The 24,664-nt window shown below is 46.2% G+C and carries 22 protein-coding genes; 7 read left to right on the forward strand and 15 right to left on the reverse strand.

Annotation, left to right across the window (positions count from 1 at the left end):
- Positions 1–208: 208 nt before the first annotated feature.
- From HMPREF3190_RS01015 to HMPREF3190_RS01060, 10 genes are all read right to left on the reverse strand, one after another.
- Positions 209–778, reverse strand: coding sequence for a LytTR family DNA-binding domain-containing protein (locus HMPREF3190_RS01015; protein WP_066779417.1), 570 nt, complete (start codon positions 776–778; stop codon positions 209–211).
- A 161-nt stretch (positions 779–939) separates the two neighbouring features.
- Entirely contained in the window at positions 940–2,094 is a 1,155-nt protein-coding gene (locus HMPREF3190_RS01020; protein WP_066779420.1) for a tyrosine recombinase, read from the reverse strand.
- Positions 2,084–3,637 (reverse strand): methylenetetrahydrofolate--tRNA-(uracil(54)-C(5))-methyltransferase (FADH(2)-oxidizing) TrmFO, encoded by a 1,554-nt coding sequence (gene trmFO, locus HMPREF3190_RS01025; RefSeq protein WP_066779423.1) that lies wholly within the window; start codon positions 3,635–3,637, stop codon positions 2,084–2,086. The genes HMPREF3190_RS01020 and trmFO overlap by 11 nt, the downstream gene beginning before the upstream one ends.
- 9 nt (positions 3,638–3,646) lie before the next feature.
- A complete protein-coding gene (gene dprA, locus HMPREF3190_RS01030) occupies positions 3,647–4,573 on the reverse strand; it encodes a DNA-processing protein DprA (protein ID WP_066779426.1) in 927 nt (308 codons plus the stop codon).
- A gap of 14 nt (positions 4,574–4,587) precedes the next feature.
- On the reverse strand, positions 4,588–6,090 hold the full coding sequence (locus tag HMPREF3190_RS01035) for a YifB family Mg chelatase-like AAA ATPase (RefSeq protein ID WP_066779428.1): 1,503 nt from the start codon (positions 6,088–6,090) through the stop codon (positions 4,588–4,590).
- 6 nt (positions 6,091–6,096) lie between these two features.
- Positions 6,097–6,564: a YraN family protein gene (locus HMPREF3190_RS01040; protein ID WP_082715049.1), complete on the reverse strand. Its 468-nt coding sequence runs from the start codon at positions 6,562–6,564 to the stop codon at positions 6,097–6,099.
- 315 nt (positions 6,565–6,879) lie between these two features.
- On the reverse strand, positions 6,880–7,647 hold the full coding sequence (locus HMPREF3190_RS01045; protein ID WP_449675940.1) for a ribonuclease HII: 768 nt from the start codon (positions 7,645–7,647) through the stop codon (positions 6,880–6,882).
- 284 nt (positions 7,648–7,931) lie between these two features.
- Entirely contained in the window at positions 7,932–8,279 is a 348-nt protein-coding gene (rplS, locus tag HMPREF3190_RS01050) for a 50S ribosomal protein L19 (RefSeq protein ID WP_066779431.1), read from the reverse strand.
- A 109-nt stretch (positions 8,280–8,388) separates the two neighbouring features.
- Entirely contained in the window at positions 8,389–8,757 is a 369-nt protein-coding gene (locus HMPREF3190_RS01055) for an AzlD domain-containing protein (protein ID WP_066779434.1), read from the reverse strand.
- Complete coding sequence (locus tag HMPREF3190_RS01060) at positions 8,757–9,452, reverse strand: AzlC family ABC transporter permease (RefSeq protein WP_449675942.1); 696 nt, start codon at positions 9,450–9,452, stop codon at positions 8,757–8,759. Before HMPREF3190_RS01060 ends, HMPREF3190_RS01055 begins: the two co-directional genes overlap by 1 nt.
- Before the next feature lie 514 nt (positions 9,453–9,966).
- Between HMPREF3190_RS01060 and cysK the strand changes: the two genes are divergently transcribed.
- The 3 genes from cysK to mnmA all read left to right on the forward strand — a co-directional run bounded on the left by cysK (position 9,967) and on the right by mnmA (position 12,581).
- Entirely contained in the window at positions 9,967–10,896 is a 930-nt protein-coding gene (gene cysK / locus HMPREF3190_RS01065; RefSeq protein ID WP_066779437.1) for a cysteine synthase A, read from the forward strand.
- 115 nt (positions 10,897–11,011) lie between these two features.
- A complete protein-coding gene (locus tag HMPREF3190_RS01070) occupies positions 11,012–11,416 on the forward strand; it encodes an RrF2 family transcriptional regulator (RefSeq protein ID WP_066779440.1) in 405 nt (134 codons plus the stop codon).
- A gap of 28 nt (positions 11,417–11,444) precedes the next feature.
- Positions 11,445–12,581 carry a tRNA 2-thiouridine(34) synthase MnmA gene (gene mnmA, locus HMPREF3190_RS01075; RefSeq protein WP_066779450.1) on the forward strand — a complete coding sequence of 379 codons (1,137 nt, stop codon included), beginning with the start codon at positions 11,445–11,447 and terminating at the stop codon, positions 12,579–12,581.
- 174 nt (positions 12,582–12,755) lie between these two features.
- Here mnmA and ppdK read toward each other — a convergent pair whose 3' ends face one another.
- Positions 12,756–15,479 carry a pyruvate, phosphate dikinase gene (ppdK, locus tag HMPREF3190_RS01080; RefSeq protein ID WP_066779453.1) on the reverse strand — a complete coding sequence of 908 codons (2,724 nt, stop codon included), beginning with the start codon at positions 15,477–15,479 and terminating at the stop codon, positions 12,756–12,758.
- A 415-nt stretch (positions 15,480–15,894) separates the two neighbouring features.
- Here ppdK and HMPREF3190_RS01085 point away from each other — a divergent pair, with 415 nt between their 5' ends.
- From HMPREF3190_RS01085 to HMPREF3190_RS01100, 4 genes are all read left to right on the forward strand, one after another.
- Positions 15,895–16,608, forward strand: coding sequence for a response regulator transcription factor (locus HMPREF3190_RS01085; RefSeq protein WP_066779456.1), 714 nt, complete (start codon positions 15,895–15,897; stop codon positions 16,606–16,608).
- On the forward strand, positions 16,562–17,935 hold the full coding sequence (locus tag HMPREF3190_RS01090; RefSeq protein ID WP_082715053.1) for a sensor histidine kinase: 1,374 nt from the start codon (positions 16,562–16,564) through the stop codon (positions 17,933–17,935). The genes HMPREF3190_RS01085 and HMPREF3190_RS01090 overlap by 47 nt, the downstream gene beginning before the upstream one ends.
- A gap of 142 nt (positions 17,936–18,077) precedes the next feature.
- On the forward strand, positions 18,078–18,485 hold the full coding sequence (locus HMPREF3190_RS01095) for a hypothetical protein (RefSeq protein WP_066779461.1): 408 nt from the start codon (positions 18,078–18,080) through the stop codon (positions 18,483–18,485).
- A gap of 1 nt (position 18,486) precedes the next feature.
- Positions 18,487–18,801 carry a hypothetical protein gene (locus HMPREF3190_RS01100; RefSeq protein WP_066779464.1) on the forward strand — a complete coding sequence of 105 codons (315 nt, stop codon included), beginning with the start codon at positions 18,487–18,489 and terminating at the stop codon, positions 18,799–18,801.
- A 330-nt stretch (positions 18,802–19,131) separates the two neighbouring features.
- Here HMPREF3190_RS01100 and HMPREF3190_RS01105 read toward each other — a convergent pair whose 3' ends face one another.
- The 4 genes from HMPREF3190_RS01105 to HMPREF3190_RS01120 form a co-directional block, all read right to left on the reverse strand.
- Positions 19,132–19,734: an isochorismatase family protein gene (locus HMPREF3190_RS01105; protein WP_066779466.1), complete on the reverse strand. Its 603-nt coding sequence runs from the start codon at positions 19,732–19,734 to the stop codon at positions 19,132–19,134.
- Between the two features lie 57 nt (positions 19,735–19,791).
- Positions 19,792–22,458: a DNA polymerase I gene (gene polA / locus HMPREF3190_RS01110; RefSeq protein WP_449675945.1), complete on the reverse strand. Its 2,667-nt coding sequence runs from the start codon at positions 22,456–22,458 to the stop codon at positions 19,792–19,794.
- A gap of 83 nt (positions 22,459–22,541) precedes the next feature.
- A complete protein-coding gene (locus HMPREF3190_RS01115; RefSeq protein WP_066779470.1) occupies positions 22,542–23,231 on the reverse strand; it encodes a winged helix-turn-helix transcriptional regulator in 690 nt (229 codons plus the stop codon).
- 52 nt (positions 23,232–23,283) lie between these two features.
- On the reverse strand, positions 23,284–24,603 hold the full coding sequence (locus HMPREF3190_RS01120) for a glutamine synthetase family protein (RefSeq protein WP_066779473.1): 1,320 nt from the start codon (positions 24,601–24,603) through the stop codon (positions 23,284–23,286).
- Positions 24,604–24,664: the final 61 nt, after the last annotated feature.

Raw genomic sequence — 24,664 nt, forward strand, 5'->3', positions numbered from 1 at the left:
AAAACGCCAAACGCTAAACCTGTTCCCAGTGATGCAAGCGCGTATGACGCTATACGCATGCCATCTTCGCTTTGTGAAAGCAGCGCAAATATAAGTGTCATCATGGTAAAAATGAAACATCCAATACCAATTCCCGTGCATATATCTTGAGTCATCTGTTTTATGGTTATATTCATCATAAACTCCTTTATTGCCATGTAAATAATCTTTACATTCCTAAGCGTTTCTTAAATGATGCAACGCAGCGCCTGCTTATCCACTCCACCATTGAGTTATCAAGGCGCACGCTTAACGAGCCACTGAAACCAGGCTCTATGCGCGCAATATGATTAAGGTTCACAAGCGCCGATTTCGAAATACGCACCAGTGAAGAAAACGCATTCGACTCAAAGTCCATCAAGCGTTTGTACGACACGCATGTTCCCTTGGTAGTGTACAAAACCACCGATCCGTGCTCCATGCGAACAAGTACAATGTGCTCTTCGCGCAACACGATAATGGCGCCATCTTTGTGGCCGTAGAAATAATCGGGCTGCAAAGGCACCTCTGAACAGGCGCTATGAGCGTTCTTCTGGCTTGAGGCTGCGGCGGGCTTGTGTTCGGTGCCGCCCACGCTGCCTTGCGCTACCTGCACCGTAGCCATGCGATGGTCGTCTGCACACTGCCCGCACGATTGCAAGTCGAACGCATACGCTTTAATCGCGGGTGTAAGTTCATGCACGTAAAATTCAACTGACTCTTCCTGTGTATCAGGCACTATATTAAGAGTCACCTTCATATGCCGTTCCTTTCAATTCTATACTGCGCGACACAATGGTAATTGCAATTACAGCTATACCTTATCAAAGAAGCGCGAACGTGTCTTGCGTTGAAGCGTATGCGGTTGGATTGGGCGCATAACAGGAAAAACGGAGCTCTCAGCGTACAAAAACATGCGCGCTAACCGCGAGGATGCGCCTTGTGCTGCACCGCTTTCAGATGCTCAAACGACAAGTGCGTATAAATTTGCGTGGTAGATAATGACGCGTGACCAAGCATTTCTTGAACGCTGCGCAAGTCGGCACCACCCTCAAGTAAATCAGACGCAAAGGTATGGCGCATATCGTGGGGCGTGGTGTGCTCTTGCACACCCGCATTGCGCACAGAACGCGCAAAAATATTGCGAATTTGGTCGGTGCTGATATGAGACCCCGAAGCAGTAACAAACACATAGGGTGCATGATGCTGCTGAAGAAGAACGGGGCGCGCGCTGTCGAGGTAGATTTCGAGCACCTTGATACAAGTGTCGTGAAGTGGCACAATGCGCTCCTTATTGCCTTTACCCCACAAGCGCACGCAGCGCTCACGCAAATCGAGCTGCGAAAGCTTTAACAGCGACACTTCCGAAATACGCGCTCCGCAGGCGTACATGAATTCCAGCAGCGCGCGATTACGCAGCTCAAGAGCTTCTTTATAAGGGCGCCGTACAGTGGATAGTTTGGGAACAGGAACAGGTGCTGGCGCAAGCGTACCCTCTGAAGCTGCGGCATGTGCGCTCGTGAACAGATCAGATGAAGCAGCGTTGTTCATGGTGCTTGTGCCATCCAACAGCCGATCAAGCTGCTGATGTTTCAAGGTGTGCGGCAAATGGCGCGCAATTTTCGGCGCGCGCAAGCTAAGCGTTGGGTCTAGTGCGCAGCGCTTCTCATCGCACAACCACGCATAAAAACCTCGCAAGGTACTAAGAAGCCTGTTTAAACTAGCATGGCTTATGCCATCGCTCGTGCGCTGTGCCAGAAATGCGCGCACATCAAAGCGCGAGACGCGCGCAATATCCCAGCTGTTCTGATTGCAAAACCGTGCAAACAGCGACAAATCACTCGCATACGAACGCAAGCTGGCTTTGCTGTACAAGCCGCGCTTCGTTTGGTTGAGAATATACCTATCGATCAAGGCATTATTTGCTTTTGAACAGGAGTTTTGTTCCTCTGTAGAAGAACACGCGTCAGCACACGTCTCCTCTGTAGAAGAACGCTCTTCAGCACGCATGTCTGTTGCGCCAAACCGCTCAGGCGTTTTAAGTCGCGTGGCGTTATGTTCGCTATTACTTGCCATACTCTGCTTTCAACAAGCCTAAATTCTCCAGTTCAGATGCGTAATTCTCAAGTGCACGCGACGCACGCTGCGCATAGGCAGTGTAGCGCTGCGTCTTGTTTTTGCATGGTACATCAAGCGGTTTCATGATACCGAAATTAACATGCATCGGCTGAAAATGCTGTGGCTCGGCGTGCGTCATGTAGTGTAAAAGCGAGCCAAACACCGTTTCGTCAGGGATAACAGGCGCTCGCAAACCAGAAAGCTGCGCCGCAACCGCAAGCGCAACATGCAAGCCCGAGCGAATTGCTTCGCTATACCCTTCCGATCCTGAAAGCTGACCTGCCACATACACCGGACACGGCAGCGTTTGTGCAAGCGATGTAAGCTGCAAGTTAGCGTTCAGCAAGCGTGGTGCACATAAAAAGGTGTTGCGGTGCATAACGCCATAACGTGAAAATTCGGCTTCAGACAGCGCAGGTATCAGCTGAAATACGCGTTTTTGCTCAGGAAACGTTAAATTCGTTTGAAAGCCAACCAAATTATAGGCGGTTTTTTCAGCATTTTCGGCACGCAACTGCACCACCGCATAAGGACGTTTCCCGGTGCGCGGATCGCGCAAACCAACTGGCTTAAGCGCGCCAAAACGGGGTGCATCAAGGCCTTTACGTGCAATTTCTTCGATAGGCTGGCACGCTTGAAACAAGTCTTTCGTTTCAAAATCGCGCAAAATGACACGTTTCGCATGCACAAGTTCGTGAATAAAGTGCTCGTATTCTTCTTGCGAAAGCGGCGCATTCAAATACGCTGCTGGTGCGGTGGCGGTGGTGGCATCAAGCGGTGCGGGTGGTATCGCATCGGGTGCGGCATCACCTGCGGGAACGCAAGCAGCATCGCTCGCAGCACCAGGCTTAGCCTTGGGGTTGGTATCGCATGCAACAGCAGATGCAACGCAAGGCAGCGCATCGCGCAAAGCGCCAGTTGTGTGAACAGGCACAGCATCTTCGTAGCGATCCTGCAAAAACAAGCGATCGAAACGCAAGCTGCTCGTCTCAACAATAGGCGCCGCAGCATCATAAAAAGCCAGCGCATCACTGCCCGTATACGCACGTAAATCGCGCACGAGGGCATCAGTTGTAAGCGGCCCAGACGCAACAATACACGCATCACTTGCTGCTGCAAGTTCAGCAATACTGCTAACAGCATTGCGCTCGAAGTGAATATTCGGATGCTCAAGCACACGTTTGTGAACCGCAGCGCTAAAGCGAGTTCTATCAACGGCAAGTGCACCACCTGCATCAACTTTGCACGCGAGCGCGCACGCATAAAGGCGTGAGTGCAAACGCGCAAGCTCTTCTTTCAGCAAGCCAGCAGCCGAGTTTAGTTTTGTTGATTTCAGCGAATTCGAACACACCAACTCAGCGCAGGTATCCGTTTTGTGAACAGAGCTTTTGCACAAAGGACGCGCCTCACACAAGCGCACGTGCGCGCCTCGATCGGCAAGCTGCAACGCCGCTTCTGAGCCAGCTAAACCAGCTCCAATAATTGTAACGTTTTTATCCATGCATCCATTCTAACGTATTTTTGCGCTCCACCGACCATCAGGAAGCCGCTCAATCTCTCCGTTTAACTCAGCGCTTACCAAAATTTCCATCAACATCGTATAAGAAAATGTAGCGCTTACGTGGCTTTGTGCATAAGCGAGTAATTCATCATCTGTTGCGGAACGGGCACAAATAGCTGTAATTACAGGATGCTGCGGCGGGGCATTTTCAACACTCTCCTTGCTCACAAGCGCATCCGCACAATCAATAAACGGGTATGCTGATTGCAGCGCATCGGTAAAGCTTTGCGTATCAATAATAGGATACGCGCCTTGGTACAACAAATAATTGGTGCCTTTCGAAAACGCTGACGTAATAGCTCCCGGAACAACCATCACGCATTTCCCCATGTTAAGCGCATCGTCTGCCGTTGAAAGCGTGCCTGATGGCATCCCTGCTTCAGCAATTAAAAGCGCTTTTGATAGTGCTGCAATAAGACGATTGCGTTTGCGAAACATATACGGCTTTGGAATTGTGTTTGGTTGATTTTCGCTGATAAGAAGCCCTTTATTGTCAATAATGTCCTGAAACAGCTGAACGTGACGCGCAGGATACACATGCTCAAAACCTCCCCCCAATACGCAGATCGTAGCACAACGAGCTTTTAAGGCGGCTTTATGCGCGCAGCTATCGCAGCCATACGCACCTCCTGATACGACGATTAAATTATACTTACACGCTTGCGCTGCAAACAATTCAGTCACCGAAAGTCCGTACGGGCTTGCCTTACGCGCACCAATAATCGCAAAACAGCGCGCACGGACATCAGCACTCAAAAGCGAAGTATCACCCATACAATACAAGCATTTTGGTGGCGATACTACCTGATGAAACTCTAACGGATAGCGCGCATCGTTTGCATAAATGCATTCATAGGCTCCTTGTAAAGCAGTCATGATTGCCCCCCTTATCAGCGCGCGGGTGTGTTGTCGGTGCGCGTTCGATAGCTAAACGCTTCAAGAATGTGCTGTTTGCTTACCTGCGCTTGCTCTTCAAGATCGGCAATCGTGCGTGCAACCGATAAAATGGACACCATTCCCCTGCCGCTTAACTGGGCTTTTTCTGACATCGCCGTAAAAAACTGCATGTCGTTTTCCGACAAGTTGCACTGCTGCAAGCACGCACTTATGCAGCGGCGCACCAGGGGCTTGCGCTTTTGTGCGAAGGCACGCGCACGCAACACAGCAGCACGCAAATCGTGTGATGACTGCGCCCGCGCTGTTTCCATAATTTCAGTTGATGTGATGCGCGAAACCTCTATTCGCATGTCAAACCTATCAAAAAGCGGACCGCCAATTTTGTTTTGGTAGTTAACAATTTGCGTTTGAGAACATTTACACGAATAATGCGTGTCGCCGTAGTATCCGCACGGGCACGGGTTAAGCGCCGCAATCAGCGAAAAACGCGCCGGGAACGCAATCACTCGGCCTGCGCGCGCAATGCGCACTTCCCCATTTTCAAGCGGCGTGCGCAAACTTTGCAGCACTGAGCTTTTGAACTCCGCAAGCTCATCGAGAAATAACACTCCATTGTGTGCAAGTGAAATCTCACCAGGAACAATGGGTGTACCTCCTCCTAAAAGTCCTGCTTGTGTTATAGAATGGTGTGGACTGCGAAACGGTCGGTACCCAGCAAAAATACTGCTACATGAAAGCCCACGGATCGAGTGAATGACCGCCGTTTGAATTTTTTCGTCTGCGGAAAGTTCGGGTAATATGGAAGGTAAGCGCGATGCGAGCATTGATTTCCCTGATCCAGGAGGACCAATCATCAGCAAACCATGCCGTCCCGCTGCCGCAATTTGCAACGCACGCTTAGCACGCGTGTTGCCAACAATATCAGCAAAATCAAGCGTAGCTGGCTTTGCTGTGGAACACGGAGCAGTCAACTTATTCACGCAATGCGTTTCAAGATGCTCAATATCACGCAGCGTTTCTAAGCACCCAATCGACAAATTCTGCAGTTCGCCCAGCTGATCATTTAAAGGTCCACATACCAGTGCATACTTAAGACGCAATGCTGTAAGCGCACACGGCAAAATGCTTTGCGCGCAGCGAACGCGCCCATCAAGGGAAAGCTCGCCAACAAACAGGCGATTATGCGCACAGCGCGGATCAACTTGCCGCGTTGCAATGAGAATACCCAGTGATATAGCTACGTCAAATGCTGTTCCCGATTTTTTAAGCGAGCTGGGAGCCAAATTTACCACAATGCGACACATAGGCATCGTATAGCCTTGCGCTTTTATAGCGCTGCGTATACGTTCGCGTGACTCCTGAACAGCAGTATCTGCCAAACCAACAATCAAAAAACTGGGCATTCCTGCACTTACAAGAACTTCTACATCAACGCACACGGCATCAATGCCATCAAGTGCCGCACTGGTAATTCTACATTGACCCGTAAACGACATACGACATCACAAGTCTTTAGTGCTTGCAAACGCATTGATATGATGACGCAACAAGGCACGATGCGTATCAGCGAACAAAATTGAAATGACATCGAAGCGTAACGGACATTCTTGCTGCTCATACGTTGAAATATAACTCAGTGCAATCTTTTCGTATCGTGCACGTTTTTTCTTATCAACAGCCTCACTAGGCAAACCACACGTAACATCACTACGTGTTTTCACTTCAACAAATACAAGCGTGTCTTCATCGCGCGCAATAATATCTGCTTCTCCCGCAAAACAATGCCAATTGCGCTCGAGAATTTCATACCCACATCGCTCCAGATAATGAAGTGCCGCTTGCTCACCTCGAATGCCAAGTTCATGAGCGCTTTCAGGAAGAGGATCTTGCACTTTAAGCACGCAATCGAGCGCATCAAATGTATCAGGAGTGGAAAGCGTTTGGGGTGTGAATGTTTTGGTACAAGTCATAGCAATCTCCTTTCATTACGAAAAAAGACTACATCAGCAAAACTGGTAAAAAGACGCGAAAAAGACGCCAATAACACGCGAATAATACGGCATAAAAACACGAACAATACGACAATAACACAGCTCAAAGACGGCGCAAATGAGCAGCACGGCAAGCAGCCATCAACGGCACAAACGGAGCAACACGGCAAGCAGCCATCAACGGCGCAAACGGAGCAAAACGATGTGCAAGCGCACAATGTCGCTCACGATGCAATGCACTGAACAACCGCATAACACCGCAAACGGAGCATACGCAGCAAAACCTCTGCGTTCTTACGAAAGAAAGTTTTTGCAAAAACTCACCCGATGCAGAGGGCAGATACCATGCGTTTTAATAGCATTAATGTGCTGCTGTGAACCATAGCCTTTATGAGCATCGAAACCGTATACGGGGTATAGTTTATGCTGTTCAACCATGTAATTATCACGCGCAACTTTCGCGATTATCGACGCTGCAGCAATAGACGCGCTTTTCGTATCGCCTTTTACAACGGCACGTTCGCGCTTATCAAGATGCAGCGGCACACCGTCAAGCAAAATGCACTCAACGGGCACGTGGTGCGCATCAAAATATGCAATGACGCTGCTAAATGCGCTGCGCAAACAGTACGCCATACCATAAGTATCAATATCGTGCGCATCAACCGATTCAATATGGAATGCAAGCGCTTGCTGCTGGATGCACGCTGCAATCCGTTCTCGTTTATCAGGCGCAATTTGCTTAGAATCGTTAAGCTCAGCAATGGGTGGTGCATTTAAGTTCAATACAACACCACCAACATACATGGGACCTGCCAGCGGGCCTCTTCCCACTTCATCCATACCAAGAACGCATGAGTGAGCTCCAGCGCGTATATCGAAATCGTAGAGTGCACGCAGGCGCGCTTGTTCTTCTTGTTCGCGAAGAATCTGGCGTTTTCGCACGTCAAAAGCATGCTTAACGCCTTTACGACTATCGGATGCGTAAAGGATACGCAGCGCTTCAAGCTCACTTTGTGAAGCATGAGCAATGCGTGCTTGAATGTCGGATATAGTTTCCACTGACGCACTCCTTTTCATCGATGAACGTTTTTCTTCATATTACATTGTACTAATTTCAACAGACTCACTCTCATTGCGCGCTGGTAACACACGATGAGCGCACAGTTAATGCTTTTATGCACTTTTATGCACTGCTAGGGACAACGGCACCAACAATAATGTCTCATACAGGAAGCGATTGCCTGCACACTAATCAAGGTCAGAGAAACGCGAACATAAAAAAGCCCACACAGTGTGCGGGCTTAATCAAATCAATAATGCGGCAGTACTGATAAAAGCAAATCTTAACGGAATGCTTTTTCCTTAATTTTTGCAGCCTTACCAATTTTGTCACGCAGATAGTACAGTTTTGCACGACGTACATCGCCCTCGCGAACGACTTCAATTTTGTCAATTTTAGGAGAATGAACGGGGAATGTACGCTCAACACCTACCGAGAAGCTCATTTTACGTACCGTAAAGGTTTCACGGCTCGACTGACCATGACGTCGAATAACGTCACCTTGAAATACCTGAATACGTTCACGATTACCCTCAGTAATGCGATAATGAACTTTTACGTTATCGCCCACATGGAAATCAGGAACATCGGTCTTAAATTGTTGCTGTTCAATGGCGCGAATGATATCCATAGTATATTTCCTTCTGTATGTCTAAAACATTTATCGTGTATACTCTCTAAAACACGCATTACGATAGTATATTGCCTTGTAAGTCACGATGCAAGTACTTTTTTAGACGTCAAGAATTTATGCACAAGACGCACAAAATTTCACTTGCAGCCCATGAAAATAAGATGTATGCAAGTAATCCTACCACAGCACACAACACAATAGAACGCTTAAAATATGCTGTTATTCCTACACACAATGCAGCTAAAAGCGCAACTAAAAAAGCACAGCCATCATGAGCCTGAAAATACGGAGACGTCACATCGTTTACCACCAATGCTGCAAACGCAGCAGGAGGAATAAGCGATAACATACGTGCAGCTATACGTGGTATTTTACGACCTTTCAGCAACATAAGCGGCAGAATACGTGAAGCCGCCATCGCCGCAACTAAACATACGAGCAAAATAAAAAACTCACTCCAGCTTATTGTATGCATTAGAGGCTCCCCCTTGCACGTGCGTACAAGCAAGCAGCCATAAGACCAATAAGCGAACCAACAATAATAGCAGGCCCGTTTAAGCCAAGAAGCTTGCATCCAATAACGCCGATGCCAGCAAAAATAGCTGCAACAATATCGTCACGCGTTCCCAAAGCAAGTGCCAACAAGCAAATAAAAACCGACGTCATAGCAAATGAAGCTACAGGAAGCGGCAAGCTAAGCGCACCGCCAATCACGCAACCAACTACGCCTGAAATCGTCCACGATGTTTGAGAAAATATATTCACCCACGTAGCACGCGTAATATCCCAATCTTGCGTTTTGAACTTCGTCATGTTGATGCCAAACGACTCATCGGTTACGTTACCGGCGAATAATATGGCACGCGCTGGTGAAACATTCGCTGCATAAGGAGATAACGATGCGGAATAGAGCATTTGACGCAAATTTACAAGCGCAATACTGGCAATAATTGACGGTAAAGGAGTGCCTGCAAGATACATATTAGGAAGCATGAATTGCCCTGTTCCCGAATAAAATAGAACACACATAATCAGCACTTGAAGTGGGCTTAAGCCGATAGATGCACTTAAAATACCACAGGGAACACCAATTGCGACATAGCCAAACACAATAGGCAGCGCTGCTATAAACGCTTCTTTTATTGCTGTTATATGCTGTAACGCGTTCACTATTGTTACGAATCCCTTTCATGCTCACGCATCGTACAAAATAAGATTCACGTGCATACTGCACATGCGGGTGCTGTGACATGCAGCAGATCTCCATCAACTGACGTGCTTTGGTGCCTATCGCACACGCGTGCTTATGACGTTAATCAGGGCGTTTAACGCGTGATGCAGAACCCGCATACCGCACACGCATGCTTGTGACATAAGCCTGCTCCACGGGTATAGTAACACCGATACGCTCCAAAAATTTCCAACAACTATGCAACAGCTTACACGCACAAGAAAACTATAAACAGTATTTACAATTGTTTTCATGAACGTCTATCATCGCTTATAAAATAGATAGAAATTCACAGAGTTTTACCATGTTATCAGCCTCTTTTCGTGGAGGAAATACGAAAATGCACTCCTTAGAATTGACTTTTCCTAGCAATCAAGTATGTTTAGTACAAACAGACGCAGTATGCTTTTAACTACAACTGCTTAAAAGCTACTCAAGAGAGAGGATATCGTTATGATATACAACAATATTGCTGAAACAGTAGGCAACACTCCCCTCGTAGCACTTTCCCGCTACGCTGCAAACCAGCACATTAACGCAACTATTCTTGGGAAAGTTGAAGCATTTAACCCCACCAGTTCGGTGAAAGACCGTATTGCCATTGCTATGATTGATGATGCCTTTGAGCAAGGTCTGATTGATAACAATACAACACTTATTGAACCAACCTCAGGAAATACTGGCATTGGACTTGCATCGTGCGCGGCGGCACGCGGCTTAAAGCTTATTATCACGATGCCTGAAACCATGTCGATAGAGCGCCGTAAGCTTATGAAAGCACTGGGTGCACAGCTGGTGCTTACCGAAGGAGCAAAAGGCATGAAAGGTGCTATTGAAAAGGCACAACAGCTACACGAGGCTACCGAAAATTCATTTATTCCCTCTCAATTTACCAATAGTGCCAATCCGCGTATTCACTTTGCAACAACTGGCCCAGAAATCTGGAAGGACACTGACGGAAAGCTTGATATTTTTGTCGCAGGTGTTGGTACCGGTGGAACAATTTCAGGAACAGGCGCTTTTCTGAAACAGCAAAATCCTTCTATCAAAGTTGTAGCTGTTGAACCAAAAGACAGTCCTCTGTTAAGTGAAGGACATGCAGGTGCGCATAAAATTCAAGGCATAGGAGCAGGCTTTATACCCGAAACCTTAGATACATCGATATATGATGAAGTAATTGCTATCGAAAACGAAGAAGCATTTCAACACGCACGCAGTGTAGCTGCACATGAAGGATTGCTCGTAGGAATTTCTTCAGGAGCAGCACTCGCAGCAGCTCAAAAACTGGCAGCGCGCGAAGAAAACCACGGTAAAACGATTGTTGTACTGCTTCCCGATACAGGAGAGCGTTATTTAACGACCGAACTGTTTAATGTGGAGTAAAAATCACAAACTTTAGCTTATACTACAGGTATGAATTCGATTCGTTGTAGCAACACCTAATCATAGCTGCATGGTTGTACCCTCTGCAGCTATGAAGTACATCGAAAGGCGACTCATGAAGATATCAGCTAAAGGTTTATATGCTGTAAAAGCAATGATTTATATTGCGCGACATGCTACGGATGAACCCGTTTCGCTTTCAGAAATTGCTAGTGAAGAAAACATTTCACGTAAGTATCTCGAACAAATTATGCACACTCTCAGCAGCGCACAACTTGTAGTAGCGACACGCGGTAAATTGGGAGGCTACCGATTAGCGCTTCCACCTAGTGAAATAAGCATGTTTATGATATTAAAAGCAACGGAAAACTCATTGAGTCCTGGCAGTTCTAACGAAGAGCAGCATATTTGCTCAGTAAGTATCGATCCTGATTTATGGAAAGGTTTGGGTGACGCAATCAGGAGCTACTTAAGCGATATTACCCTTGCTACAATACTCAAAGATACACAAGCACAATAATGCCAGTTTAAAGGAGCACAACCGTATCGTGACAGGTAAAGATTCAAGCATTGCAAGCGATTATGCCCAACCAACACCAGGCCAGCGCGTTTTAAGCGCAATGAGCGGAGGGGTAGACAGTTCAGTTGCTACTCTGTTGTTGCACTCATGGGGTTTAGAAGTACAAGGTGTCACACTCAAATTATTTAACAATGAAACCAGTTGCTCTCTTGAAACTAAAACGTGCTGTTCACTTCAAGATGTTGAAGACGCGCGCAGTGTATGTGTCGATTTAGGCGTTTCGCACTACGTCTTTAATTTTACAAAAACGTTTGGTACAACGGTTATTGATAAGTTTTGCGATGCGTATTTATCAGGAGAAACACCCAATCCGTGCATCGATTGCAATCGCTTTGTAAAGTTTGAGGCGCTCCAACAGCGCCGGCGTGATTTAGGTTTCGATTACGTTGCAACAGGACATTATGCGCGGCGCATCTACAACGATGACACGCAGCGCTTCGAGTTACATACTGCTTTTGACGAACACAAAGATCAAAGCTACGTATTGTTTCACCTTGATCAAGACACCTTACGCCATATGCTTTTCCCCCTGGGAGATCTTACAAAAACGCAGGTAAGAGAACTTGCGCGTGAAGCGGGTTTTATCAACGCGCAAAAACAAGAAAGTCAGGACATTTGCTTTGTTCCCGATGGTAATTATGCAGCGTTTATACACAATAGAACAGGAAAAACATTCACGCCAGGCGCTATCGTGAACCGCGAAGGCAAGCGGCTTGGTACGCATCAAGGGCTTATTCACTACACGATCGGCCAGCGCAAAGGCATAGGTGTTGCGGCAGCGCAACCACTGTATGTATACGAAAAGCGTCCAGAAACAAACGAACTCGTTGTTGATACTGATATGAAAACGCAGTGTCGCGGCGTTATTGTGCGCGATGTAACGTATGGTGCTCTTGACCATATAGATGGCACGCAGCAGCTCAGTGTAAAAACACACTATCGTCAAAAAGCTCAAGATGCTGTGGTAACAAATGCCAGCAACAAGCGCCTTCGGATAGAATTTTGTGCTCCACAACGAGCGTGCGCACCTGGGCAATTTGCAGTTTGTTATCGTGGTGACACTGTTATATGTGGCGGCACGATAGAAGATATCATTCCCGAATAGCGCGTAAGCAAGCAACGGCGGTTACGGGCAAGCACTTCTTGCTTACGAGCTCTCCTTAGTTACCTTAGTTACGAGCGCTCTTTGGTTGCCACACGTTACGTGCCAAAAAGCGCTCCTTGATTACGGATATGTCTTGTTTACGAGCGCCCTTTATTTGAAAACGCCCGTTGCCTCCTAGCGCTCCTTGCTTGAAAGTGCTGCCTGAGCTGCCGCTAAACGCGCAACAGGAACGCGATACGGCGAGCAGCTTACGTAGTCAACACCGATGTTATGGAACGTATGGATTGAATCAGGGTCACCGCCGTGTTCCCCGCAAACACCCACTTTCAGCTTGGGATTTCCCTTGCGTCCTAAATCGGTTCCCATCGCAACTAATTTTGCGACAGCAGCATCAATCGTTGCAAACGGGTTATACGCAAGCAGCTTTTCAGATAAATATTGAGGGATGAACTCCCCTTCCACGTCATCGCGGCTAAAACCAAAGGTAGTTTGCGTAAGGTCGTTTGTGCCGAAGCTAAAGAAGTCTGCCTGCTTAGCAATTTCGTCGGCCGTCAGCGCTGCACGCGGCAACTCAATCATAGTTCCAACAGGAATTTCAAGTGAAACACCAAATTCATCAGCAATTTCTTGAACTGTTTGCTCACAGGTTGCACGCAACTTTTTCAGCTCGCGCACAGTACAAACCAGTGGGATCATAATTTCTGGTTTGGGATGTAAACCTTCTTTTATCAGACGTGCTGCTGCTGTTGCAATAGCACGTACTTGCATAACCGGCAAAATGGGATACACAATGCCAAGACGGCAACCGCGCAGACCAAGCATAGGATTTGCTTCTACAAACGAATCAATTTTTGAAAGCAGCAAACGTTTTTCAGATAGTTGCTCATCAGCAACACCCTGCGCTTCTAAACGAGCGATCTCAACCGCTAAATCGCGCGGATTTTCCAAGAACTCATGCAAAGGCGGATCGAGCAAACGCACAATAACAGGCAGCTCATCCATAGCTTTAAACATACCATAGAAGTCTTCTTGCTGAGCTGTAAACAACTTATCAGTTGCTTCTTTGCGCACGTCAGCGTTATCGTTTAAGATGAACGTTTGAATAATTTGTTTGCGCTCGCCTAAAAACATGTGCTCGGTTCTGTCAAGCCCGATACCTTCTGCACCAAACGAACGTGAAAGACGCGCATCTTCTGGGTTATCGGCGTTTGCACGTACGCCTAACTGTCTGAATTCATCAGCCCATTCCAAGATAGTGTCAAGATTTCCCGTAAGTGACGGCGATACTAAATCGACAGCACCCAAAACGACAATGCCCGTTGTTCCATCAAGGGAGATAAGGTCGCCCTCATGCAGCACAACCGATGTGCCGCTCACGCGTGCTTCTTTAGCTTGCGCGTCAATTTTAAGCGCCTCAACACCACAAACGCAAGGAGCGCCCATGCCACGTGCAATAACAGCAGCATGCGAAGTTTTGCCACCATGGGACGTAAGGATACCTTCAGCAGCAATCATGCCTGCAAGATCGTCAGGTGTTGTTTCCCAGCGTACCAAAATTGTTTTTTCGCCACGCTCAGCAGCTTCAACTGCTGCTTTAGCTGAAAAGACGCATTTTCCAACTGCAGCTCCAGGAGAAGCATTCAATCCGCGCGCCAAAACATCGTAGTGAGCATTCGCGTCAAATTGCGGGTGAAGCAGCTGGTCAAGTTGCTGTGGTTCGATACGCATGACCGCTTCCTCTTTGCTAATAAGCCCCTCAGTATGCATATCAATCGCAATTTTAAGCGCCGATGCAGCTGTACGCTTGCCAACGCGCGTTTGCAGCATCCACAGTTTACCCTGTTCAATGGTAAATTCGATATCCATCATATCGCGATAATGTTGCTCAAGTATCAAAAACACACGCTCAAGCTCACTGCCTGCTTCCTGCAATCCTTCAACTGTTTTAAGCTCTGATATAGGAGAAGTGTTACGAATACCAGCAACAACGTCTTCACCTTGCGCATTTACCAAGTAGTCGCCATAAAATTCCTTGGTGCCATCAGCAGGGTTACGCGTGAATGCCACGCCTGTTGCTGAGGTATTGCCCTTGTTACCAAACACCATGCACTGAACATTAACGGCAGTACCTAAATCGTCGGGAATCCTGTTCTTTGAGCGATACAACACCGCGCGCGGATTATTCCAGCTTCCAAACACTGCTTCAATAGCAAGCTTAAGCTGCACTAAAGGATCTTGCGGAAACGCACAGCTTGAACCCTCAACAAGCTGAGGATATTGATCTTGCGGCGTATATTGCGAAAAAATGCGTTTAAACTCCTGCACTAATTCTTCCAAATCGCTAGCCGTCAGTTGTGTATCAGATTCAACATTACGCTTGCGTTTCATGCTGATAATGGCGTTTTCAAACAAATCGCCGTCAAGCCCGATAACCACGTTCGAAAACATTTGAATAAAACGGCGATACGAATCCCATGCAAAACGCGGATTGTTCGTTTGTGCAATAAGGCCATGAATCGATCGATCATTCAAGCCTAAGTTCAACACGGTGTCCATCATGCCTGGCATCGACAAAGGCGCACCCGAGCGCACCGACACCAGCAGCGGATCGTTATCGTCCCCAATAGTTTTACCCATGCGCTTTTCAAGATCAACGCGGTATTCATGTATCTCTTCAAGAGCGCCATCAGGCCATACGTTTGATGCGTTGGCATATTCCATGCACGTTTGGCAGGTGATAGTAAAACCAGGAGGAACGGGCAAGTCAAGATTTGCCATTTCTGCTAAATTAGCGCCTTTGCCTCCCAAAAGAGCCTTCATATGGGCGCTTCCTTCAGTAACGTTTACTCCCGCTGCATCTTTTCCGAATCGATAGACTCGTTTAACCTGATTGGTCACCTTAATCTCCTTCAGCGAATTGGTTTGCTTGCCTACACAATACGCGCTTGTAATACCTTCGTACACAACGAGCTTCGTGCACAACAAACACGCGAGGTACAAATTCTAGGCATACCTACCACGTACTATTTCCACACGGGGCATGTGCACCCTGCTTACACGCTGCAAAGCACCTCTGTGCAGATACTGCAGTGTAATTATAAAACACAGTGCTTCTGCATTACTATATATGTGCAGGCTGTAACGCATTTTTTACAAAGCAACAGGTATCATGTGAACTTATACGAAACTTTCACATAATTGCTTCGTCCTTATAGTACTCTAAGATAAGACACAATAAACGCGCTATCACGCATACGTTGCGAAATTTACCGCGTATGGTTGTTGGTGCGCGCAAGCATGAAAGGAGGCTTGTATGCATCTGTTGCTTATTGAAGATGACCGCAGCTTGTCACGTACCTTGCAAGCACTCCTGCAGGAGCACAACTACTCAGTTGACTGTGTGTTTGATGGCACAACAGGACTTACCTATGCGCGCTGTGGTGAATATGACATTATTATCTGCGATGTAATGATTCCTGAAATTGATGGTTTAAGTGTATGTAAAAAATTGCGACGAGAAGGCATATCAACACCTGTTTTAATGCTTACTGCACGCGGAAGTGTTGCTGATAAAATTGAAGGCTACGACAGCGGTGCCGACGACTACATGACAAAACCGTTCTCGACTGCAGAACTGCTGGCTCACTTGCGCGCACTGGCGCGCCGTCAAGGATCTGTTCTGTTTGAAAAAATTGACGTAGGCGACTTAAGCCTTAATCTTGAAGCACACGAACTGCAATGTAACGACAAAAAAATTAACCTCTCGCAAAAAGAATTCATCATTGCGCAACTGTTTATGTCAGCGCCCACCCATACCCTCACAAAAGACATGATTATTGCAAAAGCGTGGGATAGCGAAAGCTTTGTTATGGATAATAACGTTGAAGCGTATATCTCATTTTTGCGCAAAAAAATCCGTTTTGTGGGCTCAAGCGTACGTATTGAAACAATGCGAAAAATTGGATATAAACTGGTAATCGATGAAAAATCAGCCGATACACAATCGACAAGGTCGCTCGATGATTAAGCGCTCAACGAATAGCATAATAAAAACACTTCGCTTGAAATTTATTGCCGTAGTCATTATTGTGAGCTTCGTTTTGCTTACCAGTATCTCAGCACTTCTGTGTATCTTAAGTTTTAACCGCTCGGTGGATGAACTTTCCTTTTCACTTAATCAAGCCTTACAGCGAAGCACATCAGCCTATATTTTCCCACGTCAACCTGAGAATTACTATATGCTCCACCAAGATGAAGCGCTTGCACCTTTCGAGCTCAACGCATCTCATTATGGCACTAACGCTCTTCCTATTCCTGTTGCCGTTTATCGAATAAGTGCTGGTGGCGTTATAGACCTTGTAGCTCAAGCGTCTCAAGCAGTTCTTTCGCCACAAACGCTTGGAACAAGCATTGAAGAAGCGCTGAACAATACGCATGACACAGGCTCACTACCGCACGCAAATTTACACTTTGCAAAAACATACGCGTACGGTTCAACTTATATTGCCTTCGCAGAAACAAGCTCTTTGCGAGAATGGAAACGCGTTGCTGTTATGCTTGTATTTGGCGAGCTTGTAACATTGATTTTTATCAGCGTTATCGTAACGTTAATTGCCAACTGGCTGCTGTTGCCAACTCAGCGCGCCTGGGAAGAACAGCGACGCTTTATTGCTGATGCATCTCACGAACTTAAAACACCTCTTACTATAATTCTTGCAAATATCTCGCTTATAACACATCACAAAGACCATACGATTCAGCAAGAAATTCAGTGGATTAACGCCATTGCGCACGAAGTAAAGCGCATGGAGCATCTTACAGGTGAAATGCTACGACTTGCTCATGTGGAAGAATCAGACAAGCTGGTAGTAACAACCCTATCGCTCAACGAGCTTATCGAAAAAGAACTGTTGCAATTTGAAGCGCTTGCCTATGAACATCATTTTACCCTTGAGTGCAGCAGTAGTGAGCCTATTAACATACAAGCTGATGAAGATAAAATTCAGCAATGCTTTGCAACCTTGCTTGACAATGCGTGCAAATACGTTAATGAACAGGGATTTGTTCGCGTAGAACTGAAACGAGATGCAAGGCGTGCGCAGGTCTACATCACCAATAGCGGTGGCGATATTAGTGAAAAAGATGCGCTTCATTTATTTGAGCGCTTTTATCGATCGGATAAATCGCGTGGAAGTAGCATTGAGGGCTTTGGCTTAGGTTTATCAATTGCGCGTGAAATTGTTCGTAAACACCGTGGCACATTGCAATTATATGCCTATGGCAAAGGAGAAACCTGTTTTCGCGTGACTCTTCCTCTTAAACAGCCGGTCAAAAAGCTCTTTGATGACAAATAACCTTATCTTCAAATTACAATAAACGAGCAGTTCAGACCCATAAGCGTTCGCTCATTGTTGCAAGAATGTTACGATATTGAAATTTTTGTTACAAGGAGTAAAATTATTAACGTAATGCAAAGCCAAAGAAAAAGGAGAAACTATGGCTTGCTTTCTTGTTAGTACCGGCGAAGCAATTGTGGTGAGCATTGTTCGCGCAGCGGTGAAGAAAAAGGAAATGGAAAAAGGCATTGTAGATGCTGAAGGAAACCAACTCACCGATCCATCGGTTTCTGGCATTTGCTGGACACGCAAACTCAGCTGGCTTATGAATATGCTGTGGGGCGGCGCGATTTTGCTGTGTTTAGAGCACATGTGGCATGGCGAAGTGGTTCCGTTTCCGCCGTTCCTTACTGCCATGAACGATCCGTCCGATATTGGGGATATGCTTCATGAAATGGCAACCGTAGGTGTTGGTATGGCCGTATTGGTTACTATCGTGTGGATCGTAACGTTCCTTGTTGCCGATGCGCTCGTAAAACGCCCTGTTAAAAGTGCTAAGGAGGCATAACATGACGCTCGTCCTTACTTTCCTTGCTGCTGCAATCGCTTCCATCGTTTGGTATGCAGCTGGCCCTCAAAACCACATGAAAATTGGCGCACTTGCCCTTATGTACTGGGGAGCAGCAATTATGTGGTGTGTAGATGGTATTAACAACCTTATCGAAGGTGAAGGCTTCATTGAGATTGTAGAAGCAGAAACTATGATTGATGACGCAATTTTAGGACTAACCGTTATTGTCCTTGGCTTAGTTGCATGGAGCATTTACCTGTTCATCAAAGATCCAAAAGGAACGATACGTCAATCGTTGCGTAGAACAAAATAACGCACACTGCCTGCATATAGCGCAAAACGTGCTGTAGAGCACGGCGTGCGCGGCACAAAGGTGATGCGTTAAGAAGAAGTACTTCTAGTAGAAGCCGCCTCCAAACCATGGATGCGGCTTCTACTTACTCTGCTTATAATTCCAGCTTCTATTTATAACCGATAAAAACTCACGTACGTCCTATCGCCGCGCGATATACTCATGCATTCCTTATCGACGCGTTCCCTATTAACGCAAGGCATATCAGCAAGAATGCCAAAGGTTGCGCGTGTGCTGGTACTTCCGATTAAGACCAGTTATTACGATCAGCAATGCTCCCCATGCCAGTGGTTATGCATGTGCGTGCACTTCAGTAGTATATGTGCACGAACGACAGCACACAACCTGATTATCTTGCAGTTGTTCAAGTGCCGTTTGACCTAATTCACGCGTAACAGGCTCTGAAAGATCGGTGTATACCACAGTCTCAAAGCCCAAGCGCTGTGCATCAAGCGCGCTTTCTTTTACACAATGCGAAAGCGCAAGACCACAAACATCAACCTCATCAATTGCATGATCACGCAAAATACTCTCAAGCGAGTTACCCGCTTCATCAACACCTTCAAACGCTGAATAAGCACTTGCATACATCCCTTTTTTCACCGACACGTCAATCGGCAAGCCCGAAATGCTTGCTTGTAATTGTGCGTTTGGAGTATCAGCAACGCCATGAACAGGCCACGTATCGATAAAATCGGGGTGATCAGAAAAATGCGCACCAGGATCGATATGCCAATCTTGCGATGTAACAATAAGCGTATAGTCACGTGCGTGTTTCTTCACGTGATTTGCTATTCTAACAGCGCATAAATTACCACCTTGAACAGGCAATTCACCGCCTTCACAAAACGTGGGCTGCACATCTACAATAAGAAGTGCACGTCGCTTATTCATATCTGCCCCCTATTCATGGTATGTATACGTGCGAAAAAGCAAATGCAAAACAGATACTTAATGCGCTTGCGCCCAGTTAGGAGCAATGCGCGCGTCAACACGCAGCGGCACTGATAACTCAACCACGTGCTCCATACAATCTAGCACACGTTCACGAAAATCATCCACTTGATTCTGCTTAACGGAGAAATCAAGTTCGTCGTGTACTTGCAATAATAAATGAGCATCAAAATGTTCTTCGTCAATAATGCGTGCAACGTTAATCATTGCAAGTTTAATAAGGTCGGCTGCTGAACCTTGCATAGGGTGATTCATGGCCATACGTGCACCAAAAGCACTTATGTTTTTATTCGTTGAGCGAAGCTGAGGAATATGACGTTTACGCCCAAACATCGTTTGTGCAAACCCATGCGTGCGTGCGAGCTGCACCGTTTCATCTAAATAGTGTCGTACCTGCGGATATACTGCAAAATATGAATCGATCATGTCTTTGGCTTCAGCGCGGCTAATGCCAAGCGATGTTGCTAAACCATAGGCTTGCTGACCATACACAATGCCGAAGTTGACCGCTTTTGCATGAGAGCGTTGCGAAGCACTAACCTGTTCAACAGGAATGCCAAACACGTGTGCTGCCGTTAACGTATGAAAGTCCACGCCCGAATTAAACGCTTCAATAAGCTTAGTATCACCTGATAAATGCGCAAGGAGCCGCAGTTCTATTTGAGAATAGTCGGCAGACAGAAATACTTCATCGTGCGCACGCGGCACAAAACATGAACGAATACTGCGTCCCAGTTCACTGCGAACAGGAATATTTTGTAAATTCGGATCGGATGACGACAAGCGCCCGGTGGTTGTGATTGTTTGGTTAAACGTGGTGTGAATAAAACCATCAGCACTATGATCTGCTAAATCAAGCAAGGTTGTAAGATACGTAGAGCGCAACTTTGCCAATTCTCGATACTCAAGAATCGCCTTTGGCAATGGATGCAACACTGATAAACGCTCAAGTTCAGCAGAATTCGTAGAATAGCCACGCTGTGTTTTCTTTCCTGGTGGTAAACCCAGCACGTCAAACAAAATATGAGCTAGTTGCATTGGAGAATCAATATTAAAGCTTTCACCAGCTAATTCTGTGATTTTTTGTTCATAACGTTGCAGCTTTTCGGTAGTTTCCTGCAAAATGTCACTCATATGCTGCGAATCAATAGCAGCGCCCGTGCGTTCCATGCACGCCAACACACCAACAAGCGGCGCATCGATTGTCGTAAATACATTCCACGATGAATCGTTTTGCAATAATTGACACAATTCAGGTACAAGCTGCGAAACAACATCAGCTTCAAGGCACACGCACGCAGTATTGTCGCTTTCATCATGATCTGGCAGCACTTGATGCAAATAGCTTTCTGCAAGAAAGTCGAGCGTTTGGTTTTGCTCAGATGAACGCAATAAATAGCTTGCCAAACGAACATCAAAAGCATCCATCGTGATAACATCATGATTCGATAAAGGCGATGGCAGCGCGCTATCAGCAGGAAATACCTGTTGAATAAGAGATTTTACATCGTATGCAGCAAAACTTCCTTGCTTGATAATGCGTGCAAGAAGCTGCGGCGCATCATCAGAACTTACAAGCGCAAGACCTGCATCGCTGGCACAAGCAAGCACATGCGCCGACTGAAATAAATGAGGTGTATCGACGCTTCGATACGAAAGCGCAAGACGAGTATGTGCATGGAGAGCGTTTTCAACAAATGCAAGCGCCTCATCTGATTGCAGTGCAACACGTACTTCAAAGCGATCATGCATACTGCCATCGGTTACATCAGCTGCACTTTCATCTTCGTGCAATAGCTCACGTATGCGTGTTACGAGCGCTTTAAGGTTATATTTGTTCAATACTGTTTGCACATACGCAAAATCACATTGGGGAAATACCAAGGTTTCAAGATCAAGATCAAGCGCAACATCATTGCGAATAGTTGCAATGTCGCGGCTTAAAAACGCCTTATCTTTGTCTTCGCACAAGTGCTCTTTATCTTTACCGCGCAGCTCATCGATATGCTCATAAATACCTTCAAGCGAATCGAATTTTTGAAGCAACGTTGATGCTTTTTTTGGACCAATACCACTTACACCTGGTATATTATCAGCGCTATCGCCCATAAGCCCCAAATAGTCAATAAATTGCCGCGGCCAAACACCATAGCGATCAAACACCGCTTGCTTATCATAAATACCAAGCGATGATGTTCCACGAACGGTTGTAAAAACGCTTACGGTATCGTTGATAAGCTGATAGGCGTCTTTATCACCCGTCAGCAGGTGCGATGCCATATTCAGCTTGCTTGCTTGATGAGCAACACTCCCTAAAATATCGTCACCCTCGATACCTGATATTTTTACTACTGGGACATTCAACGCTTTCAAAATTTCTTCTGCAACAGCAAATTGAGGACGCAAATTTTCATCCATCGGAGGGCGATTTGCTTTATATTGTGGCAATTTATCAATACGAAACTGAGGCTTACCTGAATCAAAAGCACACACAACAGCATCAGGTTTTTGCTCTTGTATAAACCGAATAAGCATTACCATAAACCCATATACCGCGTTAGTAGGCGTGCCATCAGGAGCTGTGAGTGGTGCGCTGATTGCATGAAACGCACGATGCATAAGAGAATTCCCATCAATAACAGCTACTACTTTTTGCAAAGACATGCATAACTCCTTACCACAGGTACGGCTTCATTTCGTATTCTACGCGTGTACTGCGCGTGTTCTGCGCTTGCGTTACGTGCGCTCTACGCTTGTGCGTTGGGTATCTCAGCGTGCCATAAGTAACCTACACCACGCACCGTTTCAAGACGCTGCGCTAAATCGGGACCAATTTTTGCACGAATACGGCGCACATGCACATCAACCGTACGCGATCCGCCATAATAATCAAAACCCCATACACGCTGTAACAACGCATCACGCGAAAAAGTCTGATTCGGGTGTTTTGCAAAAAATGCCAATAGCGCATACTCAAGATAGGTAAGATCAATGGGCATACCATTAACGCATACTTGATACGTTGCCAAATTGATAAGCATGCTATCGATACGCAATTCATCGCCCTCATGTTGAGGAACGTGATACGCTAACAACCTTGAAATGCGCATCATACACTCTTCAAGACTTGCATTGCTCGAAACATAATCGCAACGCTCCATAAAAGGCCTGTTGATACTTTGAAAATCACCAGGTGTCAGAATTTCAAGCAAAGGTGTTTCTGACTCTTGCGCTTGATGCTCAACAACGCCAAGCGCAGAGCGCGCGGCACCAGTAGCTTCGTACACGACCACATCAAAACGTGAAGACGATGTCCATAAGCGAGACAGCTGATTCGTAGAACCTGCGCAAACATCAACACCAAGACGCATAAATACCTGGTGAAAGTGGTGTGCGTGATCTAAACTATCAGCAATAAAAAGCGCTTTATGTGACATACAACATTCTCCTTAATGCACGTAACTCAAACGCAACGGGTGCATCTTCTTGCTATAACGTAGGTAAATACCGATCAATTTCCCACTGTGATACCATCTTTTGATATTCGCTCCATTCTTCTTTTTTGGCACGCAACAAATAAGAAAACACATGGTCACCAAGAACCTTGTGGGCAAATTCTGAATGCTCAAAGGCTGTTATTGCTTCTCCTAAATTAGTAGGAAGCGGAGTAAGCGTACTGGTTTTGGGATCGGTCGACTTGAAATTCGTTGCAGGCGGCAGCGCAAGCTTCTTCTCGATACCTTCAAGACCTGCAGCTATCATAAGCGCAAACACCAAGTACGGGTTAGACGCAGGGTCGGGGTTTCTAAACTCGATACGGCATGCTTCTTCACTTGACGGTCGATACCCTGGAATACGTACTAACGCAGCACGGTTTTTATAACTCCACGTAACCATTTTTGGAGCTTGATCGCAAGAATTTAAGCGCTTGTAAGAATTCACATACTGATTGGTGATAAGCGCAAATTCAGGAGCATAATGAAGCAAGCCTGCTATATAGTGTTTGGCAACATCAGAGAGGTTATACCCCAGCGGATCAGCAGGATCGTAAAATGCATTATTGCCTTCATCATCAAACAAGCTTTGATGCACGTGCATGCCGTTACCAGGATGATGCGCAAACGGCATTGGCATAAATGATGCATGAACGCCATGTTCAATGGCAATTTCTTTTACCACAAGCTTGTAGGTCATAACCGCATCAGCCATCGAGAGCGCGTCAGTAAAACGCAGGTCAATTTCATTTTGCGACGGCCCGCGCTCGTGGTGAGAATATTCAACCGGAATGCCCATGTTTTCAAGCATAAGAACAGTTTCACGACGTAAATCGGTAGCTGAATCAAGCGTCGTAAGATCGAAGTAACCACCACAATCAAGCACTTCAGGGCGCTGTCCGTTCTTGAAATAGTAAAATTCCAGCTCGGATCCAGCATTTACAACATAGCCTTTTTCAGCAGCGGCGTTTACCATGCGCTCAAGAATGCGGCGCGGATCGCCCTCAAAAGCTGCGCCATCAGGATGACGAATGGAGCAAAACATGCGTGCTACTGCATTTGACATGGGACGCCACGGCAACACTTGAAACGTTGATGCATCGGGAAAAGCAAGCATATCCGATTCTTCTGAAGAGGCAAAGCCTGCAATGCAGCTACCGTCAAAACCCATGCCATTCGCGAATGCATGCTGAACTTCACTCGGACTTACCGCAAACGACTTCATATTCCCCAGCACGTCAGTAAACCAAAAGCGTACAAAATGAATATCGCGACTGTTAATGGTTTTCATAACAAAATCTTCTTGAGGCGTCATTTTTACATCCCATCGCTTTGATTTTTGTAACTACTCTATCATAGTTCTTTTAGAACGCTTA

The organism is Umbribacter vaginalis, assembly GCA_001552935.1.
GTDB classification, from domain to species: domain Bacteria; phylum Actinomycetota; class Coriobacteriia; order Coriobacteriales; family Eggerthellaceae; genus Berryella; species Berryella vaginalis.

Excerpts from the sequence above, each read along its gene's own strand:
- HMPREF3190_RS01070 (WP_066779440.1), top strand. The coding sequence starts at position 11,012 with ATGAAGATATCAGCTAAAGGTTTATATGCTGTAAAAGCAATGATTTAT.
- HMPREF3190_RS01100 (WP_066779464.1), top strand. The coding sequence starts at position 18,487 with ATGACGCTCGTCCTTACTTTCCTTGCTGCTGCAATCGCTTCCATCGTT.
- HMPREF3190_RS01040 (WP_082715049.1), bottom strand. The coding sequence starts at position 6,564 with ATGACTTGTACCAAAACATTCACACCCCAAACGCTTTCCACTCCTGAT.
- HMPREF3190_RS01120 (WP_066779473.1), bottom strand. The coding sequence starts at position 24,603 with ATGACGCCTCAAGAAGATTTTGTTATGAAAACCATTAACAGTCGCGAT.
- HMPREF3190_RS01090 (WP_082715053.1), top strand. The coding sequence starts at position 16,562 with ATGAAAAATCAGCCGATACACAATCGACAAGGTCGCTCGATGATTAAG.
- cysK (WP_066779437.1), top strand. The coding sequence starts at position 9,967 with ATGATATACAACAATATTGCTGAAACAGTAGGCAACACTCCCCTCGTA.
- polA (WP_449675945.1), bottom strand. The coding sequence starts at position 22,458 with ATGTCTTTGCAAAAAGTAGTAGCTGTTATTGATGGGAATTCTCTTATG.
- trmFO (WP_066779423.1), bottom strand. The coding sequence starts at position 3,637 with ATGGATAAAAACGTTACAATTATTGGAGCTGGTTTAGCTGGCTCAGAA.
- HMPREF3190_RS01105 (WP_066779466.1), bottom strand. The coding sequence starts at position 19,734 with ATGAATAAGCGACGTGCACTTCTTATTGTAGATGTGCAGCCCACGTTT.
- dprA (WP_066779426.1), bottom strand. The coding sequence starts at position 4,573 with ATGACTGCTTTACAAGGAGCCTATGAATGCATTTATGCAAACGATGCG.
- rplS (WP_066779431.1), bottom strand. The coding sequence starts at position 8,279 with ATGGATATCATTCGCGCCATTGAACAGCAACAATTTAAGACCGATGTT.
- HMPREF3190_RS01055 (WP_066779434.1), bottom strand. The coding sequence starts at position 8,757 with ATGCATACAATAAGCTGGAGTGAGTTTTTTATTTTGCTCGTATGTTTA.
- HMPREF3190_RS01085 (WP_066779456.1), top strand. The coding sequence starts at position 15,895 with ATGCATCTGTTGCTTATTGAAGATGACCGCAGCTTGTCACGTACCTTG.
- HMPREF3190_RS01035 (WP_066779428.1), bottom strand. The coding sequence starts at position 6,090 with ATGTCGTTTACGGGTCAATGTAGAATTACCAGTGCGGCACTTGATGGC.
- HMPREF3190_RS01020 (WP_066779420.1), bottom strand. The coding sequence starts at position 2,094 with ATGGCAAGTAATAGCGAACATAACGCCACGCGACTTAAAACGCCTGAG.
- HMPREF3190_RS01115 (WP_066779470.1), bottom strand. The coding sequence starts at position 23,231 with ATGTCACATAAAGCGCTTTTTATTGCTGATAGTTTAGATCACGCACAC.
- HMPREF3190_RS01015 (WP_066779417.1), bottom strand. The coding sequence starts at position 778 with ATGAAGGTGACTCTTAATATAGTGCCTGATACACAGGAAGAGTCAGTT.
- HMPREF3190_RS01095 (WP_066779461.1), top strand. The coding sequence starts at position 18,078 with ATGGCTTGCTTTCTTGTTAGTACCGGCGAAGCAATTGTGGTGAGCATT.